Raw genomic sequence first — 19,134 nt, forward strand, 5'->3', positions numbered from 1 at the left:
GTTCCTGCGCCTTCCCGGCCCGTGTGGACCGGGCCTGGAGTTTGGACATTTTCTGGGCCCGCCTTGGGCAAATGTGAGGCGAGGGAAATCGACCCAACGCCAACGGCGTTGCGTCCCAGAGCCCAAGGTTCGCGCCCCGCGCCTACCTTGGGTCCACTCGCGATGGATCGCCAACCCCAACGGGGTTGCGCCCCATGGGAGGGCGAACGAACAAGGGTCCGGACTTCCTTCCCGGCGTCGAGGAGCCAGGTGGATTTGCTCATTGATGCGACGGCTCTTTCTGGAATGGGATGAGCGGTGTGTCTGGGACTCGGACGCAACCCCGTTGGGGTTGAGGGCATCCACTTCGTCCCCACCCAAGGTAGGCGCGGGGCGCCAACCTTGGGCTGAGGGACGATACCCCGTTGGGGTAGAGCAGTCGGAACAGTTCGTGTCGAAAATGTCCAAACTCCAGTCCCGGCCCGCCGTCACTTTGTGCCGTTACTTTCGCCTACCCGGGACGGCGGCAGTCGGATTGGATCCGGTGCGGTGAATTCCCCGGAACCCAGTCCAACCAGCCCGGACCCGCCCGCAGGCCGGGTCTTCGCGACGACCCGCTGGAGTGTGGTGCTGCAGGCGGGCGGTGCGAGCCCGGAGCAGGCACAAGCGGCCCTGGAACAGCTCTGTCGGGACTATTGGTATCCGCTCTACGCCTACGTGCGCCGCAAGGGGCACGGTCCGGAGGATGCCTGCGACCTGACGCAGGACTTCTTCGCCAAGCTGCTGGCCAACGACTTCGCCCAGGGCCTCTCGCCCGAGGGCGGCCGCTTCCGCTCCTTCCTGCTCACCGCCCTGAACCGGTTCCTGGTGGACGAATGGCGCCGGTCGAAGTCGCTGAAGCGAGGCGGCGACACGTTCACGACCTCGCTGGAGATGTTGATCAGTGAACGAGGGGAGGCCGGCTATCTCGGGGATGCGGCGACGTTGGAAACGGCGGAACACCTGTTCCAGCGCGCGTGGGCGGAAACCCTGTTCGCCCGGGTCCTGCGGCGGCTGGCCGCGGAGTGTGCCGGCCGGGCCGACACCCGCTTCGAGGTCGTGGAGCCATTCCTCGCCCTCAATGGAGAACCGCCCGCGTTGGCCGACGCGGCGGCCCGACTCGGATTGACCCTGCCCGCCTTCAAGTCGCTGCTCCACCGGTTCCGCCAGCGCTACCGTGAACTGCTCCAGGATGAGGTGAGCCAGACCCTCGGCAGCCACGGGGAGGTGGAGGACGAACTGCGCGGCCTACTCCAGGCGTTGCGGGGAACTTGACGAGGTGTGGAAAATCCGGCGAATCCCCGCTCGATGACTTCCGTGTTCTTCCGGCATGAGTGAATCGGGCCAGACGTGCGGCCGCTGCGGGGCGCCCCAGGGCAATTCCCTGCGGGGTGGCGTCTGCGCCGCCTGCCGGCTGGAGGCCATTCTCCCGCCGGAGGGAGAGTTTGCCCCGTCGGCCGCGGAGCACGCGCTGATGGCGGACGTGGCGCTGGTGCAGCACTTCGGCCCCTACGAACTGTTGGAGGAGGTCGGCCGGGGCGGCATGGGCGTGATCTACAAGGCCCGGCAGCCGGGCCTGGACCGGGTCGTCGCGCTGAAGATGCTGCTGGCGGGCGAATTCGCCGACGCCAGGGCAAGGGAACGGCTCCTGCGCGAAGCCAGGATCGCCGCGCGGCTGACCCACCCGCACATCGTCACCATCCACGAGGTGGGCGAACACCAGGGCCGGCCCTACTTCGCGATGGAATACGTGCCGGGACGCAACCTGGCCCAACATTGCCGCGACGGGCTGCTGCCGGTGGCCACGGCGGTGCGGTATGTCGAGCAGCTCGCCCGGGCCGTCCATTACGCGCACCAGCACGGCGTCATCCACCGCGACCTCAAGCCGGCCAACATCCTCATCAGCCCCGACGACGAGCCCAAGCTCACCGACTTCGGCCTGACCAAGTCGCTGGTGGACCCGACCCAGACCATCGAAAGTGCCGGTTCGCCGAACTTCATGGCCCCCGAACAGGCCGACTCCACGCTGGGAACCACGGGCACGCCCACCGACATCTACGGATTGGGCGCCATCCTTTACTACCTGCTCACGGGCCGGCCCCCGGCGGTGGGGGAAACCCTGAGCGAGACGTTGCGCAATGTGGTGAGCGGGGAACCGGTGGCCCCGCGGCAACTGCGACCGGCGCTGCCGCGGGACCTGGAGACCATCACGCTGAAGTGCCTGGAGAAGGAGCCGGCCCGCCGCTACGGCAGCGCGCTGGAAGTCGCCGACGAACTGGCCCGGTGGCAACGCCACGAACCCATCCACGCCCGGCCCAGCACCGGCGCCGAACGCCTCGGCAAATGGGTCCGCCGCCATCCCGTCGTCGCCACCCTCACTGCGGCCGTCGTCCTCTCGCTGCTCGGCGGCATCGGCGCCACCTCGTGGCAGACCCGGCGCGCCAACCGCGCAACGGCTGAGGCCCGGACGGTCGCCATCGAAGCACGACGGCAAGCCTATGCCTCGGATATGAATCTGATCCAACGTTCCCTAGAACTGAACAATCTTGGCCGGGCCCGTCGCCTGCTGGACCGACACCGGCCTGAGGCTGGAGAGGTGGATCTCCGCGGATGGGAATGGCGTTATCTCTGGCAACTGACCCGAAACGGTTCCCTGACAACTCTGACCAATCGCCCCGTGCGAGGATTCTCCCTCAGTTTCTCGTCCGACGGGTCCGGGTTGGTCGCCGGATGGAGCGATGGTCGGTTGGAATTGTGGAACGTGGTTGCCCGAAGTCTCGTCCGGGTGCTTGCCGATCATCAAGAGGCATTTTTTGCCCGGGGTGTGTTTTCGCCCACGCAAAACCGGCTGGCAGCCACACCTCACTATGACTCCGTGGTGATTCATGACCTCGAGTCCGGCAGGGAGCTGCCGGTTTGGACGGGTCCGTCGGGCGCCGGCTTCGGGGTGCGCGACTTGGCTTACTCGCCCGATGGCACCCGTCTGGTTTTCTATGCGGGGACCTACGACGGGTTCCGAGATGAAATCGTGATCGCCGATGCGGCACGGGCGACGGTGGAACACCGGTTCACAAATGGATGCAACAGTCACCGACACAGCGGTGCGGCCCGGCTGTCACCCGACAACCAACGTCTCTACCTGAGCCGTTCTGAACTGCACAACTACCGCTATGCCCTGCAGTGTCTGGAAGTCTCGTCCGGCAGGGAAGTTTGGCATACCGAATGGCTGCCGGACTCAGGCTTGAGCACATTGGCGGTTTCGCCGGACGGTCGATGGCTGGCCTCCGGGTCTGGCTTTGAAGATGTCTCGGTGCGCATTTGGGATACTTCCAACGGCCGGCAGACGGTGCGACTGGACGGTCATACTGCATGGGTCAGCAAGGTAGACTTTACCCAGGACGGACGGCATTTGCTGACGGCCTCAACCGACCAAACGATCCGGATTTGGGACACCACCACCTGGAAATTGGAGAAGGTGTTGCGCGGCCATCGGCACGAGGTTTACGGACTTGCCTTCTCGCCGGTCACGAGGCGCATTGCAACCGGCAGCAATGATGGCGATCTGCTGCTTTGGAATTGGGGCGATGGCCAAGCAGACGCGGAATACCAACGATACCCTGAGAACAGGGAAGTCAACGAGGTCATTCCCCTGAATGGATGCAATGTGCTTCTGGCCCGCGCAGAGGGCGATATGGCGGTCGGAGAGGGTCGGCGTGGAACCATCACTCGAACGCTGCCAGGCTGGGGATCCCGCACCAATCTGCTAGCACACGGCAATCCGGGCTGGGTCTGTCGCTGGAATGGCACACACCAGATCTTGGTGGAGACCGAGCGAGACGGTGAGTTCAGCCGGCTTGGAGCCATTCCAACGGCTGGATCCCAGCGGCCGGTCGGCGTTGCGTTCAACGCAATTTCCCTGCGATTGGCCTGGAACGAACCAGGCCAGTCAAACGCGCTCTTTTTGGCAGCCTTGGAATCCCCGGACCGCCGGCAGGAACTGGCCTCTTCCATCAGGCAGCCAACGCCATACCGGTTCAGCGAGGACGGCCGCCATCTGGCTGTGCGGGGTCCATCCGGCAAGGGGCTTGAGATCTGGCGGACGGACCGGTTGTCCAAAGTGCTGGAATCCGATATTTCGGCCACGGATGTCGCATTTGCCCTGGGGGGCAAGTTGGCGGTGGTTTTGGTGACCGTGGCGAGTGAACGCCATGAAGTGCGGTTCTATGATCTTGAACATCCAGACCATCCTCCCCGGATCGTTCCCGGCAAACAAACCCCGGCATGGTTGGCGGTGTCGCCGGATGGCCGAATCGTCGCCTCGTCCGGACAAAGCGGCACCGTCAAACTTTGCGATGCCGCCAGTGGCACCCTGCTGAACGACCTGCATGGTCCGCTGAACGGATGTTTTGGGCTGGCGTTCTCACCCGATGGCAAACGGTTGCTGGTGGCCGGAACCGGACGGGAGGCGGTCAAGCTGTGGGACCTGAAGTCGTTTCAGGAACTCCTGACTCTCCCCGGCGTCGGCTCGCAATTGGACCGGATTTGGTGGAGCGAGGCGGGGGAGAGCATTGTTTGTGGACCGCCCTGGCAGAGTTGGACCGCACCGTCATTCGAAGAAATCGTGCGTCGAGAGGCAGACGGTTCCGGCTTGCGATGATAAAGTGCCTGCGCGTTCGGCCGCGGTAATCTGCGAGTCCTTCCATCCTCCTTCGTGTCGCACCTTCGTGTCATTCGGTTGTCGCCTCAATTTCGTGGAAATCGCTGAATCTCGCGGATCGTTTTCCCGGAAGAGCCGTGTGCAATCGGTGCATGAACTCTTATCTTCTTCGCCGGTCGTCACGGTCTCACCGTTCAAGCGGACGGTCCCTGGGCGTCGCCTGCCTGGTTTGGATCTGCGGGTTGCTCCACGCACAGGTTCCAATCCCGTTCAGCGTTGTCACCAACGAAGCCACCATCACCATCACTGGATACACGGGAACAGGAGGCGACGTTGTCATCCCGGCCAGCATCAACGGCCTTCCGGTGACCTCCATCGGCATCCACGCCTTTTCTGAAAACCAGGATATCCGCTCGGTGGTGATTCCTGACAGTGTCAAAGTGATTGAGGCCCGGGCGTTCCACCAATGCGGAGGTCTCCGGCGAGTCATCGTCGGCCAGGGGGTGGTCCGCATCGATAATGAAGCTCTTGATGCCCGGACGCCGATATGTACGCGCGGGGTAGGCGGAGCCTGCTACGAGTTCGTGTTTTACGGGCCTGGAATGGAGGTGATCTTCCTCGGCTCCCGGCCTGACGGCGATTGGCCGTTTGGCTGCCGGGGACCGGGTTCATTTGAGGATCGTTCGGCACCTTCACGGGTCCGCTACCTGCCAGGATCGGGCGCTTGGGGCAGTGAATTCGGGGGAGTTACCGCCTCGGCGCTGGAGGCGCCGTCCATTCAGACCCATCGCAATTCTCCCGTTGTGGAAGACGGGGTGTTCTCCTTCAACGTGTTGTGGATGCCGGGCAGTCGCGTGGTAGTCGAGGCAACGGATGGGCTGACACCGCCCAACTGGATTCAGATTGGCGACATTGTCGTGGGCGCTGCCTGGGACACCCGCTTCAGTGATCCGGAAAAGGCCAGCCATCCCTCGCGTCTTTACCGTGTCCGCCCCCTGTGAGACTCAGTCCCTTGATTTCGGCGGCGGGCGGCGAGAACGAACCGTGGATGCGCCCCGGCCCGCCATTTCCATTCGTCCTGAGCGTAGGGGAAAGATTCTCGAAAGATTCGCGAATCCTCTTCCCGGAGACTCCGTGGGCAATGGGTGCATGAACTCTCTCCCAATATCCCCATCCCGGTTTCGCCGAAGCCTCACCCGCTGGCTGGAAACGGGGTTCCCCTTCGTGTTTGCCGCCGCACTGTTGCTGCACGCGGATTCCCGACCGGAAACTGGTCTGCCATCACGATTGCGCATGGCGGATCCGGTCCCGACTGTGGTCGGAGTCATCGGTCCTCGGCGGGCGCCAGCGAATACCGATGTGGAGCGAGGAATGCCACCTTCCGTGGAGCTGGAAAGGACTCACGAAGTCACCAGAGCCGGCTCGCAGTCGGCAGACTCGCAGGGTTCGTCCGAAACCGCGGACTTCTCGCTCACCTACGCTTCGTGGCCATTGATCGAGAACCACTCGAATCTCATCGTGACGATCACCCAAACACAGGGGCTGCAAAACCCGAATCCAATTCATCTAAAACTCTCAACTTCCTCGGAACCCCATTCCGGGGAGGATCGGCCCTTCCGGCCCGCATCTCCTGGTCTGGACTACCTCCCGGTCCATGGACTCCTCGAGTTTCGACCGGGAGCGCGTACCCAAACCATCCTTATTCCTCTCCTGGACAATCAGGAGGTGGATGGATTCAGGTCCTTTACCCTTCGTGCTGATGGAGTGGGATTTCCATTCGAAAAGGCACTGCATTGCGACATCCAAGATGATGAACCACAGCTCATCAGCAGCCAGTTGGACGTGACTCAGCATGGGGTCCATCAGATCGTGTCCCTGTTCCAGGATGGTGCCGGACGAATCATGGTCGTTGGAATGGAGCACGGCGGAAACACACTGAAGCTCCTCCGCTTTCACGAGAATGGGGATTTGGATGCTTCATTCAACAACGGGCAGGTCGTGGAGGACTCGATGATCTCGGACACCTTCCATTTCATGCCAACGATCACTTCGTCTGGAACCGATGGATTCTGGATCTACTCCCAATCGAGTCTGCGGCGCTATTCCAGTGACGGACGCATTGATCCCAGATTCCAACAGGCTCCTGCGACTCTGGCCATGGGGGGGGATCCCGTCGGAACCCTTCCCATGGCTGACGGAAGAGCCTACGTGTGGGGATACGATCAGGAGGTCTTCAAATTGTATCGCCTGTCTCTCGATGGAGCCGTTGACCCTTCGTTTGATCCGCAGATTGATCCCGAGGAAGGGCTGGGGCAATTCCTGGCGCAACCCGATGGAAAACTCCTGTGGGCATCGGAGAAGGCCGTGAGGAGGTTGTTGGACAACGGACGCGCCGATCCCGCGTTCACCCCGTACTTGCCGGACTCAAATTCGGAGGACGAAACATCTAATCTCCGTGTTCAAACCGACCAGTTCGGGCGAATCTACATCATCGCCAGTTCCCAAACCGCTTCCGACAATCAGGAGTTGGTGCGCCTCAATCCCGACGGAACAAGGGAGGCGGCATATCCCAATCTCAAAGAGTATGGCGGCATTGGGAAGACTTTTGTGAGCGCCCTGGGAGAGGTTACGCTCCAGGGTGTCGGAAAAAAGATCATCGTCTCACCCGATGGACAGGTCTCTCATCGTGCCTCGTTCGTGGGGTCACCTGATGTTGCCACGTTATGCAGTGGACGACTCGCCTATTTTTCCTTTCCGCGTTGCGCCGGCTGCGGGAATGCACTCGTGCACTTCTTCATCGAGACCCCAGACCGCAAAGGCGAGGGCGAACTTGCAGTCTTCGTTCGGGGCGACTGGCCTTGGCCTCAATTGCTCGCAGTCAACGACACAAGCCTCTGGTACAGCTTCTCCGGCAACCTGTTTCGCGCGGTTGCAAATCCTGCCCCATCCATTCGGCCGGCGTCCCGTTGGACAATCACGTCGTCCTTGCGCGGACAACTGTCCTATCGCCGATCCGGCGACCTTTCGAGGCCGGCTTCGGTGGACTGCCGCTTCACCTTGCAGGGTCCCGAAGGTGCCGCTTCGTCCTTCGTGCGAACGCTTGAGTTTGAGCCCGGTCAGGCGGAAGCCCGGCTCGATGTGCTCGATCTCCCCGATGCCCAACGACAGGGTCACCGGGAGTACGCCCTGCAATTGCGCTCGGAGGGGGGAGAGTTTGATCCGGTGGAATCCGCCCACTGGGTGCTGGTTGATCCACGGTCCATCGGGGTGGATGGTCTGGCATTGATTCCGCTTCATTCCATCCGCGGTGCCGGAGTCCTGGTCGCCGCCGGACCCACCCCCTCCACCGGAGGGCCGGGCATCGAGGCGGCGTTTCGGCTTTCAAGTTGGGTTCCGTTTCTCCCGGCGCAGCGGCGGGAGGATGAGGGAGCGCACGGCTTCTGGTTGGAGGATCCTGACCGGCTTCGAGTGCTGGTGGCCGAATGGATCACATTCGGGAATCCGGATGCCACGTTCTTCCGAAGCATCCATCCTTAGTCCGGATTTCTCACCGGGTTTCATCGCGAGGCGCCGCGAAAGCCCTTCTGGCACGGCGGCCAATGCGGTTCCGAGCCGGGCTGCATGAGACCATACTGTCCAGTGAGGAACCCGAGGCCAACGCGGCCAGACGGGATTGCAGCAAGCCACAGCAGAAACCCGGTGAAAAATCCGGGTTGGCAGTGCCACTCAGCGCGCCCTTGGGCGCGCCCTGGAGTTTGGACATTTTCGACACGAACTGTTCCGACTGCTCTACCCCAACGGGGTATCGCCTCCCTAGCCCAAGGTTGGCGCCCCGCGCCTACCTTGGGTGGGGACGAAGTCGATGCCCTCAACCCCAACGGGGTTGCGTCCGAGTCCCAGACACACCATTCATCCCACTCCAGAAGGTGCCATCGCAGCAAAGAGCAAATCCACCTGGCTCGTCGACGTCGGGAAGTTCGGACCCTTGTTCATTCGCCCTCCCATGGGACGCAACCCCGTTGGGGTTGGCGATCCATCGCGAGTGGACCCAAGGTAGGCGCGGGGCGCCAACCTTGGGCTCCGGGACGTAACGCCGTTGGCGTTGGGTCGATTCACTTCGCCTCACATGGGCCCAAGTCGGGCCCAAAACAAATGTCCAAACTCCAGAGCGCGCCCTTGGGCGCGCCCGCCGGGCAACCTGCCGGCCAAGCGCGCGTGGTCCGCCTGAATCAGGCCGTTCCCTTCACGCTACCTGCCGCCAGAGCTTCCCAGTTCCTCTGCCTCACAGTTTGAGGCATCTGGCCCCTTGTGGGGGGCGATCAGGCGCCTCGGCAGGCAGGCTTCGCAGTCCCGGACCACCGGTCGAACGTGTCCGTCTTGATCCCCGGAGCCGATCTGCAAATTCCGCGAATCCTCTTCCCGGAGACTCCGTGGGCAATGGGTGCATGAGCTCATCCCAATCACTTCCCGGCCGGCGGCCCCGGGGCTTCTTCCGCCGGGGACTCCACGTCGCACTGACCACACTGGCCTGCGCGTTCCTGTGCATCCTCCAATCCCAGTGCCAGACCCCGCCCGACGGGATCTGGGATCCCTCCACCGAACCGACCGAGGTGGACATCATCGTCCTCTACACTCCGAGGGCGTTGGCGGCGCAGGGCGATGAGGAAGCCCTGCGCCGGTCCATCCGGACAGTCATCGACAGCGCCAACTACTCCTATGCCCGGAGCCTCATCGGCGTGCGGCTGAATCCGGTGTTGATCGGACTGCACAGCACCTGGGTGGAGAGCGGTGACATGTTCATCGAGATTGGCGCGATGTATTCGGACTCTCGAATCACAGCACTGCGCAGCGACTACAAGGCGGACCTCGTCTACCTGGTAATCGAATCTGACGCCAACTTTGCCGGCGGTGGGGCAGCACTCCTGGGCAATCCCAAAGGCGAACCGAATCTGTGCATGGGCATCATGCGGAGGACCGTGTTCGTGGGAAATCCCCGCTGGGCCGAGCATGCCGGCCTGACCTTCATGCACGAGACGGGCCATTTTCTGGGGGCAGGTCATGACGTCGAGCACGGCTATCCCACCCAGTTTCAGTCCACCCGGGCGCTCTTTCCCTACAGCAATGGGCGGCGATTCGAAGTGGGCGGGGTGCTGTATCGCACCGCGATGGCCTACGATCCCGGCATCCAGCTCAACCTGTTCTCGAATCCCAACCTGAACTTCGCCGGTGTGCCCCTGGGTATCCCCGCCGGACAGCCGGGCGAGGCCGACAATGCCCAGACCCTGAACCGGGCGGCGCCCATCGTGGCCGCCTATCGCACCGCCCTCAGCCGGATCGGTTTCGTCAACGACTCCCTCTCGGTCGCTGAAGGAGAAGGCTCGGTGACCGTGCCCTTGTTACGTACTGGCGATCTGAACAGCAGCACCCGGGTCACCGTGACCTTCGACAACACCAGCCCCGCCAGGGTCGGACAGGACTACACCCGGCCGGTGAGCTCCGTCGTCACCTTCGGGACCAACCAAGCCACGGCGGAACTGGTGATTCCCATCCTGGAGGATGACCTGCTCGAAGGGGACGAGACGCTGCGAATTGGACTTTCGACCGTCCAGGGCAATCACGGTCTGAATGCCGACTCCGCCTGTACCATCACCATCCGCGACAACGAACCGGCCATTTTTCTGAGCCAATCTTCCGTGTCTCTTGCGGAAGGCGGCGGCATCGCGGAGGTGACGGTCGAGTTCACCGGTCCCTTGGCGGAAGGTGGGACGCATGAAGTCGATTTGGCCATCGGCAGGGAAGGGGACACCGCGACACCGGGCACTGACTTCGAAGTCACTCCCGTCCACTTGGTGTTCACACCGGAAAACCGGAGACAAACCCTTCAGATCCGCGCGATATCCGACTCCCTTCCGGAAACGGACGAGTTTGCCCGTATCGGCCTCGGAAACGCGGAGCTGAGGGTGGAGATCCTGGATGATTCACGACCCGGAAGCCTCCTGCCCGTCGCCGCGCCGAATGGAACGGTCATCGCCCTGCGTGCCCTCCCTTCCGGCGGCGTCCTGCTGGCGGGCGACTTCACGCAGGTGGGAGGCGTCCGGCGCACCGGGCTGGCCCGCCTGCGAGCGGACGGCAGCCTCAGCACAGAGTTCGTGCCGCCGGAACTTGTCTCGGCACCGTTCGAACTACCGGAGATTCCCCCCACCAAGATTCTCTGTGTGACGCCGCTGGCGAGCGGCCACTGGATGGTGGGCGGGTTCATTGGGCTCGCCGACGGGACACCCGCCCGCAATCTTGTCCGGATCAAACCGGATGGACGTCTGGACACGACGTTCCAACACCCCGGCTTCGATGGCGCCGTCTGGACGGTGGTGGAGCAACCGGACGGGCGGTTGCTGGTGGGCGGCACATTCGAGCATGTCGGCGACCGCCCGGTTCAAGGTTTGGCCCGATTGAACGCCGACGGCTCGCTCGATCCGACGTTTCGCCTCGAACCCGGAGTGCAGGGCACCGCCGTGGCGGTGTCCGGCATCGGCCTTTTGGCCGACGGACGTCTGCTCATCGGCGGTGACAACATCACCCACTACAACAACGCGGCCGCGACAAACCTCTTCCGGCTGAATTCGGATGGCTCGCTGGACACGACATTCCCTCTGCTCAAGACCGGGTCTATATCCGATGTTCTGGCCACCACGGTCCTGTCGGACCAAAGATGCTACGTGGGCGGGTTTTTCGAGCGCATCGGCGGCCGGTCCATTCGGCGTCTGGTGCGCCTGAGTCCGGATGGAAGCATCGATCCCACGTTCACGGCGCCGCAGCCCAACGGCGAGATCATCCACGTGCAGCCGTTGCCCAACGGACAACTTCTGGTGGCGGGCGGGTTCACCGTCATCGCGGGGGCCAATCTGCGCTTCGTGGCGCTGCTGAATGAGGATGGAACCCTCGACCGATCCTTCGACCTCGGGCGCGGCGCCGGCGACCATGTGTGGGCTCTGGCCGCCGGTGGCGACGGCTCACTGTATATCGGCGGGGCATTCCAGAGTTTCAACGGGCAGCCCGCTCCCTATCTTGCCCGCCTGCGCCTCCCCGAAATCGCCGGAGCGTTTGCGGGGACCACCAAAGACGACACGAGCCAGTTCAGCGCGCGCGTGCTCGGCCTTCCCGGTGTCCGCTATGAGATCGAATCCACGACCGATCTCAAGGTCTGGCGGTCTGCCGGCGAGGTGCTGGTGGATGCGCCGGACAATTCGACCGTCTTTTCGGCGTCCGTTTCCAGCGATGCCGAGCTCTTCCGGATCAAAGGCTCAAGGTGACTTTGAGTGGGTGAGGGGTGGCGGGTTCGGGAGATCGAAGTCCAGATGAGAGCCGATGAGGCAGATGATGGCGGAATCGGTTCGCAGCCCTTCGGCTGTTTCTGCCGCGCTTGGGCAATCGTCCTCCTACGCTGTGTTTCCGCCACGGCGTATGCATGCCCCTTGCCGCTTCATCGGACGTCGCAACCGGCGCCGCGCCTTCTACCGCGTGGACACGCAGGCCTGGAAGCGGATCCGCCCGGCAACCGACCGCGGATCGTGATGCCACCAAACCGGTGGTCCTCCCCCCGCACCAGTCCCTCCCTCAACTCACCATCAACCTCGATGTCACCCGGCGTCCCGCCACCCGCCCGACCACCCTGGATTCCCGACCAAACTTGCCGATGTCAAACGCATCGGCTTCCAAACAAAATACGCATTGGCAACCCCGCACCGGCTTGATACTGGTGTGGGCTCCGGCCGGGCCGTCCATCAACGGCCTTCCAGCCGACCACGCCCTATGTCACAGCATCGCAGCCTCCGCAGCGCCGGAACCACCACCGCCAAGCGCAATGTCCTGAAGCGCTTTGAACGCGTCGCCCTCCTGAAGTCGCGCCAGCAGTGGAAGGATGGCGACCGCGTGATCGGGTTGCGCAAGACCCGTCCCGCGGAGTGATGGACCCGGGCCCTTCGGATCGTCCCCGGGCCATTCGGCTCCAAAAGTATCTGTCCGACGCCGGGGTGGCCTCCCGACGGGAGTCCGAGCGGCTGATTCTGGAAGGGCAGGTCTCCCTCAACGGAAACCCGGTCCGGGTCCTTGGTACCCGGGTGGATCCCCGGTCCGACCACGTCACTGTGGACGGCCGCCCGGTGCGCCCGCGACGCAAGTTGTATGTGGCCCTGCACAAGCCGGCGGGCATCCTTTGCACCCGACGGGATCCCGGCGACCGCCAGGTGGTGGCCGAGCTGCTGCCCAAGGAATGGGGACACCTCTTCACCGTGGGACGACTCGATCGCGACAGCGAAGGGCTGATCTTCCTGACCAACGACGGTGAGTTCAGCCTCCACCTCACCCACCCCCGCTACGGGATCAGCAAACGCTACCGGGCCGTGGTGGCCGGACGGGTGACCTCGCCCGAAATCGCCACCTTCACCCAGGGCATCCGCGATGGCGGCGAGGTGTTGCGCGCCGAGCGGGTCCGCGTGGTCAGCGCCAACAACACCCGCAGCACCGTGGATCTGGAGTTGCGCCAGGGAAAAAATCACGAGGTGCGCCGCCTCTTCGAGGCGATCGGCCACCCGGTGGAACGGCTCCAACGCGTCCAGATCGGCCCCATCCCCCTCGGCGAACTCCCCCCCGGACGGTGGCGCGTCATGAGCGAGGCCGAGGTCAAATCCCTCTTGCGGCCGCCGGCACGAGTCCCGGACGATGTCCCCGGGTCTTGATCTCCCCGGAGCGCTCCCGATCCCCGGTACATGAAAACGTTCGTTCGCCTTCTGACCGCCCTGGTGGCCGCGTGGTTTTCCGCCGCCGCCGCGCAGCCCCCAAACCGCGCCGTGGTCACCGCGGACCGCACCAACCTCCGCGCCCAACCGTCGCGCGATGCCGAGGTCCTGGCCTCTCTCCGCAAAGGGGATCCCCTGATGGTCCTCGGCGAGGTGTCCGGGGCCGGCGGACGCGAATCGTGGAGCCGGGTTGCGATGCCGGACTCCGTCGCCCTGTGGGTCCACCGGCCCGGCGTCGGATCGGACGGCACCGTGAAGTCGCCCAAACTCAACTACCGGACCGGTCCCGGCCTGAATTACAGCGTGCTCGGCAGCCTGCCCCGGGGCGGCAAGGTCCGGCGAATTCGCGATCGGGGTGACTGGGTACAAATCGCCCCGCCAGCCGGCGCGGTCGCCTATGTCGCCACGCGGTTGCTGGCGCCGCCGGGAAGCGTCGCCGCCACGCCCGTCCCCGCCCCTGCCCTTACACCGGTTCGCCCGATGCCTTCTGCAGAGGCTGCCCCATCCGTCCCGCCCCCTTCCTCCGCGGTCGTTCGATCACCCGCACCGGAGCGCCCCACCCCACCCACGCGCCCGCTCGCGACGGTGCCCGTTCGTGAGCCCGTTCGTGAGCCATTTGCTGAGCCTCGGGAGGACCAACCGGTGAATGCCCCGGGAGGCACCCCCGTTCCTCCGCCCGTCCGGAGCGCGATCGCCGCACCCGCCCCCCCTCCGGCATCACTCCCAGCCGCCCAGCCCACCGACGCCCTGGCTCCCATCCCTCCCGAAGAGCCCGTGGTCGAACCGGAATCCACCGATCCGGACGAGGCCTCACCGGCGCCCACGCCCCGACGCGGCTCGCCCAAGGATCAGGCATCCCGACGGTTGCCGGGAGTGCCAACGTATCCCGTGCTGACATCCGACTCCGAACCACCCCGCGCCCCTGATCCTGTCCCCGACAGCCCGCGGCAGGTCCTGCGCGAAGGGATCGTCCGCAAGACCTGGAGCCCGCAGGCACCGACGGAGTACGAACTCCGCGAGGCCGAATACAATCAGGGCGTGATGAACTATCTCTTTCTGGAGCCGCAGGCCGACCTCAGGAAGTTCGTGGGCCAGCGGGTGCGGGTTGAAGGCGAGGAGTACCGGGATTCCCGATGGCGCACGCCCGTGCTGAAGATCCAGACCATCGAGCTGGCTCCCTGAACCGTGTGGTCCGCCGCGCGAGACATGCCATGGGCCAGCTGATTGACGGCCGCGCCATTGCCGCAGGCGTCCATGCCGAAACGGCCGCCTCGGTGGCCGCGCTCAAGGCCCGCGGGGTCGTGCCGGGCCTGATGTTCATCCGGGTCGGCGAAGACCCCGCCTCCCAGGTGTACGTCGGCATGAAGGAGAGAAAGGCCGCGGAGCTCGGGTTCCGGTCCGAGACGCGCGTCCTGCCATCAGACACCCCGGAGCCGGCCCTTGTGGATTTGATCGAGGGGATCAATGCCGACCCGCGATGGCACGGACTGCTGATCCAGGCACCCCTCCCCCCCTCCATGGATGCCCCGAAGGTTTATGGACGGGTTTCGCCGGAGAAGGATGTGGACGGCTTCCACCCGGTGAACGTGGGCAAACTATCCCTCGGGGACCGATCGGGATTCGTCCCCTGCACCCCGGGTGGCATCCAGGAGCTCCTGATCCGCTCCGGAGTGGCGCTGGATGGCGCCGAAGTGGTGGTCCTGGGGCGCGGGAACATCGTGGGCAAACCGATGGCGGCGCTGCTGGTTCAGAAGGCGCCGCACGCCAACTGCACGGTGACCGTGTGCCACAGCGGGACCCGGGACATCGCTGCACACTGTCGGCGGGCCGACATCCTGATCGCCGCCCTTGGAGTTCCCGAGTATGTGCGGGGCGACATGATCCGGCCGGGCGCTGCGGTTGTGGATGTCGGCGTAAACCGGGTTCCCGACCCGGCGGCCCGCGGCGGCAGCCGGTTGGTGGGTGATGTTGCCTTCGATGAGGTGGCGCCGATCGCGGGCTGGATCACGCCCAATCCGGGCGGCGTCGGCCCGATGACCATCGCCATGCTCCTCGCCAACACGGCGCGGGCCGCCGCCCAGGCATCCGGGCTCCGTGAAATCCTTTGACCGTTCCGGGACCGGCTGGAACCTTGGCCCTTCTTAATGACTCCGAATCGAATTCTTCCCGACCTTCAATGTTCGCTGCTGTGTGAGGATGTCCGGGCCGAGGCCTCCGGCAACCTGATCCTCATCGGGGTCCTCGGCGTGATCCGCGTGCCGCAGGTGCCAATTTCCGCCCCCAAGGTCTGCGTCATCAACCGTTGGTGCGCCGGAATCGGCCAGTTCACCGAGCAGGTCCGACTGGTGGGTCCCGACGGCCAGCAGGTCATCCGCAAGAGCGCCTCGAAATTCCAACTCCCCGATCCCTCCCAGTCGGCCACGCTCGTCAGCGTCTTCCCCGGAATCGAGTTTCCCGTCGCCGGCGTGTACCACATCGAGGTCCTCGTGGACGACGTCATGAAGCTCCGATTCCCGGTGCCGCTCGTCGTGGTTCAGCAACCGGGCCAGACGGCGCCGGCACCCAAGGCGTCCTAAACCTCCGAAATCGCGCACCGTCCGGCGGGGACCCGATCGCGCCTGCTCGTCGCCTGCCGGGCACCATCGGCGGATCTCCCCCCCGGTGTCATCCGGGTTGAGGCCCGCGGACACACGCATTCGGGTCTGGCACCTCCTGCACACGCGCAGCACGGTTGCGTCCCATGGCAGTCGAGCACCAAAGCCCCGGATGGCGCTCCCTCCCGGGGCGGTGTCTCGACCTGCTTGGGGCCTGGCAGCCCTTCACCGGACGCGGCCTCGCCGCCTTCGCCGGAGTCTCCTGGTGGCATTTGTTGATGTTTCAGACCCTGTTCGCCGGGTTCGTCGTCGCCGGATTCGTCTGGAGCCTCCGGCAGGTCATTTTCCCCGTGGTGCATACGGCACTGGCGGCTCTCCCCGACGGACCGGCATCCATTCAAAACGGCTTCTTCGACTGGCCCGGTTCCGGGGCGGATTTGCTGGCAGCAAGCCCGCGGTTTGCACTGGTCGCTGATCCGGACGCCACCGGTGTCCTCGGCCTCAATGGAGATCTTCAACTGGAGTTGTCGCGGACCCAGGCGGTATTCCGCGGAGTCCTGGGCACCCTGCATCTGCCTTATCCGGCATCGTTGGAACTGCCGCTCGACCGGGGCACCGCGCCGGCTGTTTGGGGTGCCTGGCGCACCCCTGGGCTCGCCCTCATCGCGATCGGAGGTTTCCTCGCATTGATGTCCTCCTGGTGGGTGGTGGCGCTGCTCCACGCGCTGCCCGCATGGATTCTGGGATGGTTGCTACGCCGGGAACTCAGCCTGGGCGGGGCGATCCGGATCGCGGCGGCGGCGCTGCTCCCTGCCGCACTCATCCCCACCGCCGGTATCCTCCTCTACGCGACCCTCTGGCTGCGGGCCCCAGGATTTGCCGCAGTGTGGATCCTTCACTGGCCGGCCGGCTGGGTCTGGCTGGCCTGGGGTGTCGTGCATCGGCCGGCCGCCAACCGGGCGCGATCGGACACCGCGGCGAACCCGTTCACAAACGGACCCGCGACACCCGCCCGGGGAGGGACCCGCCGCAAAAACCCGTTCGCGCGCTGACCCGATTGCCGGTGAACCAATTGCCCGTTGCCAGGAGCCGCTCGGCGTCCCAGCGTGAACCGATGCGGCACTTTTTCACCGGTCCGCGAATCAAGACCGACCTCCTGGTGGTGTGGCTGGAAAAGCACGGCATCCCGGCAACCACCGAGTGGGTGGATCCGGCGCTTCCGGAAGATGACGAAGACCTCGACCGCGAGGCCCGGGTGCTGGTTCCGGAGGCCGACTACCCCAGGGCGTGGCAGTTGTTTTTCGCGGATCGTCAGGACGAGCTATGAGCGCACCCTCCGTAAACGAGCGATTCGCCCGCCTCGAGGGGGCGGTGGCGCATCTTGAGCACCTCTGCGATCAGCTCAACGCGGTGGTCACGGAGCAGGACCGGGAGCTGGGACGCCTCCGTAAGCGGCTCGAACAGCTCAGCGAGGACCTGGAATCCGGCGAACAGGAACGGCTCCGCCAGCATCAGGAGAAACCGCCGCACTGGGGGCCTTGAATCCGGCCGGCGACTTCACCCACCGGTGCCGGCAATGCAGAAGAGGTGGTCATCCCCCCGCAGAATCAAACGGTTCGCCGCGGGAACCGGGGTCGCGATGATGCGTTCCCCCATTGGATTTTCCGACAAAAGCTCAAAGCGTTCACCCACGCGCGCCGCGAACACCACGCCATCCTCGCGTGCCGCATAGAGCACCCCGTTGGCCACCACGGGGGATGCGTAGTACGGAGCGCTGGTTCTCGGAAACGCTCCGGTCCACAAGGTCTTGCCGGTCTTCGGGTCCAGACACACCACCTCGCCCCGGTGACGGAGCAGGTACACCCGGTGGCCCGACGCCGCGGGTGCGGCCACGAAGACTCCGAGGTCCCCGCGACGCCAGGCAATCCGGGTGTCCGACACGTCCCCCGAACCGCCCAGCCTCACGCCAAACACCCGCGCCTGTCCCGGTCGGTCGTCCCGCCCCACCGGCACGACGACGAGGTCGTCCTGCACCACCGGAGTCGCAATCGCCGGCCAGTAACCGGTCCCGTCCGGATTGAAGCCCCCCGCCGTCCACAAGACCCGCCCGTCGCTGACGGCGTGCGCTGTGAGGTGGTCCGATCCCCAGATCAATACCGCCGGTTCCCCTTCATGCTCCACCACGACCGGTGTGGCGTACCCGTTGTTGTTCTCCGGCGGCGACTTGAAATTGCGCGCCTGCCGCCAGCGCAACGCGCCCGTCATGCGATCGAAGGCAGCCACCCAGGAATCCCCATCGTGAAGGCGGGTCAGTAGGACTACATCTCCAACCACCACCGGCGACGTCCCCGTGTCCCAGTAAAGGTTCTCCGTCCCGAACTGGTCCGTCAGATTCCGCTTCCACCGCACGGTTCCATCGGTGTTCACCGCAGCGAAATGTCCGCTCCGGAAGTACACGTAAACCGCCTCCCCGTCCGTCACCGGCGACGCGTTGCAACTGGAGGCCAGCGAACGGTGCTTGGGATCGCTCAGCGGACCGAGCCGTGTCTCCCAAAGCTTTTTCCCGTCCAGGTCAAACGCGAGGACGGCGTCCTCACCGTCGGACGGGGATGTCAGATAGATCCGCCCGTTCGAGACGATCGGGGTCGAAGTACCCTTGCCTGGCAGCGGCACCTTCCAGGCGATGGAATCGGCCGACCAGGCCACCGGATATTTCCCGGGTCCCGCAGCACCCTGCGCCGCCGCACCACGCCACGCCGGCCAGTCCGCGCCGGCCGCCAGCGATTGGAAGCTCATGACCGCCGCGGCGCACACGCCCAGCCAGTCCCCATTTCCACGTCCCAATGTGCCCGGAGCCATTGTGGAACATTGCATGACGCCACCGGCACAGGCAACCCGCAGTGCACGGGACGGCCATACGGCGACAGGGCGACACGAAGGGAAATCTCCTGCGCCCCTGCTCCGGGGCGTGTGAGGTCGCCGTCTTCGGGGTTCTTCACACCGCTGGTCCAACGCCGGGAGGATGCCCGCGACGGGGAACACGCTTCCCATGCGGACAGGCGCCGCACAG

General features: G+C 64.8%; 14 protein-coding genes. 13 read left to right on the forward strand and 1 reads right to left on the reverse strand.

What is annotated here, in order from left to right:
• Nucleotides 1–528 precede the first annotated feature (528 nt).
• From KF791_09970 to KF791_10030, 13 genes are all read left to right on the forward strand, one after another.
• A complete protein-coding gene (locus KF791_09970; GenBank protein ID MBX3732907.1) occupies nucleotides 529–1,293 on the forward strand; it encodes a sigma-70 family RNA polymerase sigma factor in 765 nt (254 codons plus the stop codon).
• A gap of 55 nt (nucleotides 1,294–1,348) precedes the next feature.
• Nucleotides 1,349–4,675, forward strand: coding sequence for a protein kinase (locus KF791_09975; protein ID MBX3732908.1), 3,327 nt, complete (start codon nucleotides 1,349–1,351; stop codon nucleotides 4,673–4,675).
• A gap of 152 nt (nucleotides 4,676–4,827) precedes the next feature.
• Nucleotides 4,828–5,676 (forward strand): leucine-rich repeat protein, encoded by an 849-nt coding sequence (locus KF791_09980; GenBank protein MBX3732909.1) that lies wholly within the window; start codon nucleotides 4,828–4,830, stop codon nucleotides 5,674–5,676.
• Nucleotides 5,677–6,439: 763 nt separating this feature from the next.
• The gene (locus KF791_09985) at nucleotides 6,440–8,212 is read left to right on the forward strand and encodes a hypothetical protein (protein MBX3732910.1); all 1,773 of its coding nucleotides are present in this window, start codon (nucleotides 6,440–6,442) and stop codon (nucleotides 8,210–8,212) included.
• A 908-nt stretch (nucleotides 8,213–9,120) separates the two neighbouring features.
• A complete protein-coding gene (locus KF791_09990; protein ID MBX3732911.1) occupies nucleotides 9,121–11,985 on the forward strand; it encodes a hypothetical protein in 2,865 nt (954 codons plus the stop codon).
• 499 nt (nucleotides 11,986–12,484) lie between these two features.
• A complete protein-coding gene (locus tag KF791_09995; protein ID MBX3732912.1) occupies nucleotides 12,485–12,640 on the forward strand; it encodes a small basic protein in 156 nt (51 codons plus the stop codon).
• Entirely contained in the window at nucleotides 12,637–13,410 is a 774-nt protein-coding gene (locus tag KF791_10000; protein ID MBX3732913.1) for an rRNA pseudouridine synthase, read from the forward strand. The genes KF791_09995 and KF791_10000 overlap by 4 nt, the downstream gene beginning before the upstream one ends.
• Nucleotides 13,411–13,440: 30 nt before the next feature.
• Complete coding sequence (locus KF791_10005; protein MBX3732914.1) at nucleotides 13,441–14,652, forward strand: SH3 domain-containing protein; 1,212 nt, start codon at nucleotides 13,441–13,443, stop codon at nucleotides 14,650–14,652.
• 29 nt (nucleotides 14,653–14,681) lie between these two features.
• Nucleotides 14,682–15,578 carry a bifunctional 5,10-methylenetetrahydrofolate dehydrogenase/5,10-methenyltetrahydrofolate cyclohydrolase gene (locus tag KF791_10010; protein MBX3732915.1) on the forward strand — a complete coding sequence of 299 codons (897 nt, stop codon included), beginning with the start codon at nucleotides 14,682–14,684 and terminating at the stop codon, nucleotides 15,576–15,578.
• Between the two features lie 36 nt (nucleotides 15,579–15,614).
• Nucleotides 15,615–16,046, forward strand: coding sequence for a hypothetical protein (locus tag KF791_10015; protein ID MBX3732916.1), 432 nt, complete (start codon nucleotides 15,615–15,617; stop codon nucleotides 16,044–16,046).
• A gap of 164 nt (nucleotides 16,047–16,210) precedes the next feature.
• On the forward strand, nucleotides 16,211–17,116 hold the full coding sequence (locus KF791_10020) for a hypothetical protein (GenBank protein ID MBX3732917.1): 906 nt from the start codon (nucleotides 16,211–16,213) through the stop codon (nucleotides 17,114–17,116).
• Between the two features lie 62 nt (nucleotides 17,117–17,178).
• A complete protein-coding gene (locus KF791_10025) occupies nucleotides 17,179–17,391 on the forward strand; it encodes a hypothetical protein (GenBank protein MBX3732918.1) in 213 nt (70 codons plus the stop codon).
• On the forward strand, nucleotides 17,388–17,606 hold the full coding sequence (locus KF791_10030; protein MBX3732919.1) for a SlyX family protein: 219 nt from the start codon (nucleotides 17,388–17,390) through the stop codon (nucleotides 17,604–17,606). The genes KF791_10025 and KF791_10030 overlap by 4 nt, the downstream gene beginning before the upstream one ends.
• Nucleotides 17,607–17,621: 15 nt before the next feature.
• On the opposite strand, the gene KF791_10035 is transcribed toward KF791_10030, so the two are convergent.
• A complete protein-coding gene (locus KF791_10035) occupies nucleotides 17,622–18,938 on the reverse strand; it encodes a PQQ-binding-like beta-propeller repeat protein (protein ID MBX3732920.1) in 1,317 nt (438 codons plus the stop codon).
• Nucleotides 18,939–19,134: the final 196 nt, after the last annotated feature.

This window comes from Verrucomicrobiia bacterium (genome assembly GCA_019634635.1).
Classification (GTDB): domain Bacteria; phylum Verrucomicrobiota; class Verrucomicrobiia; order Limisphaerales; family UBA9464; genus UBA9464.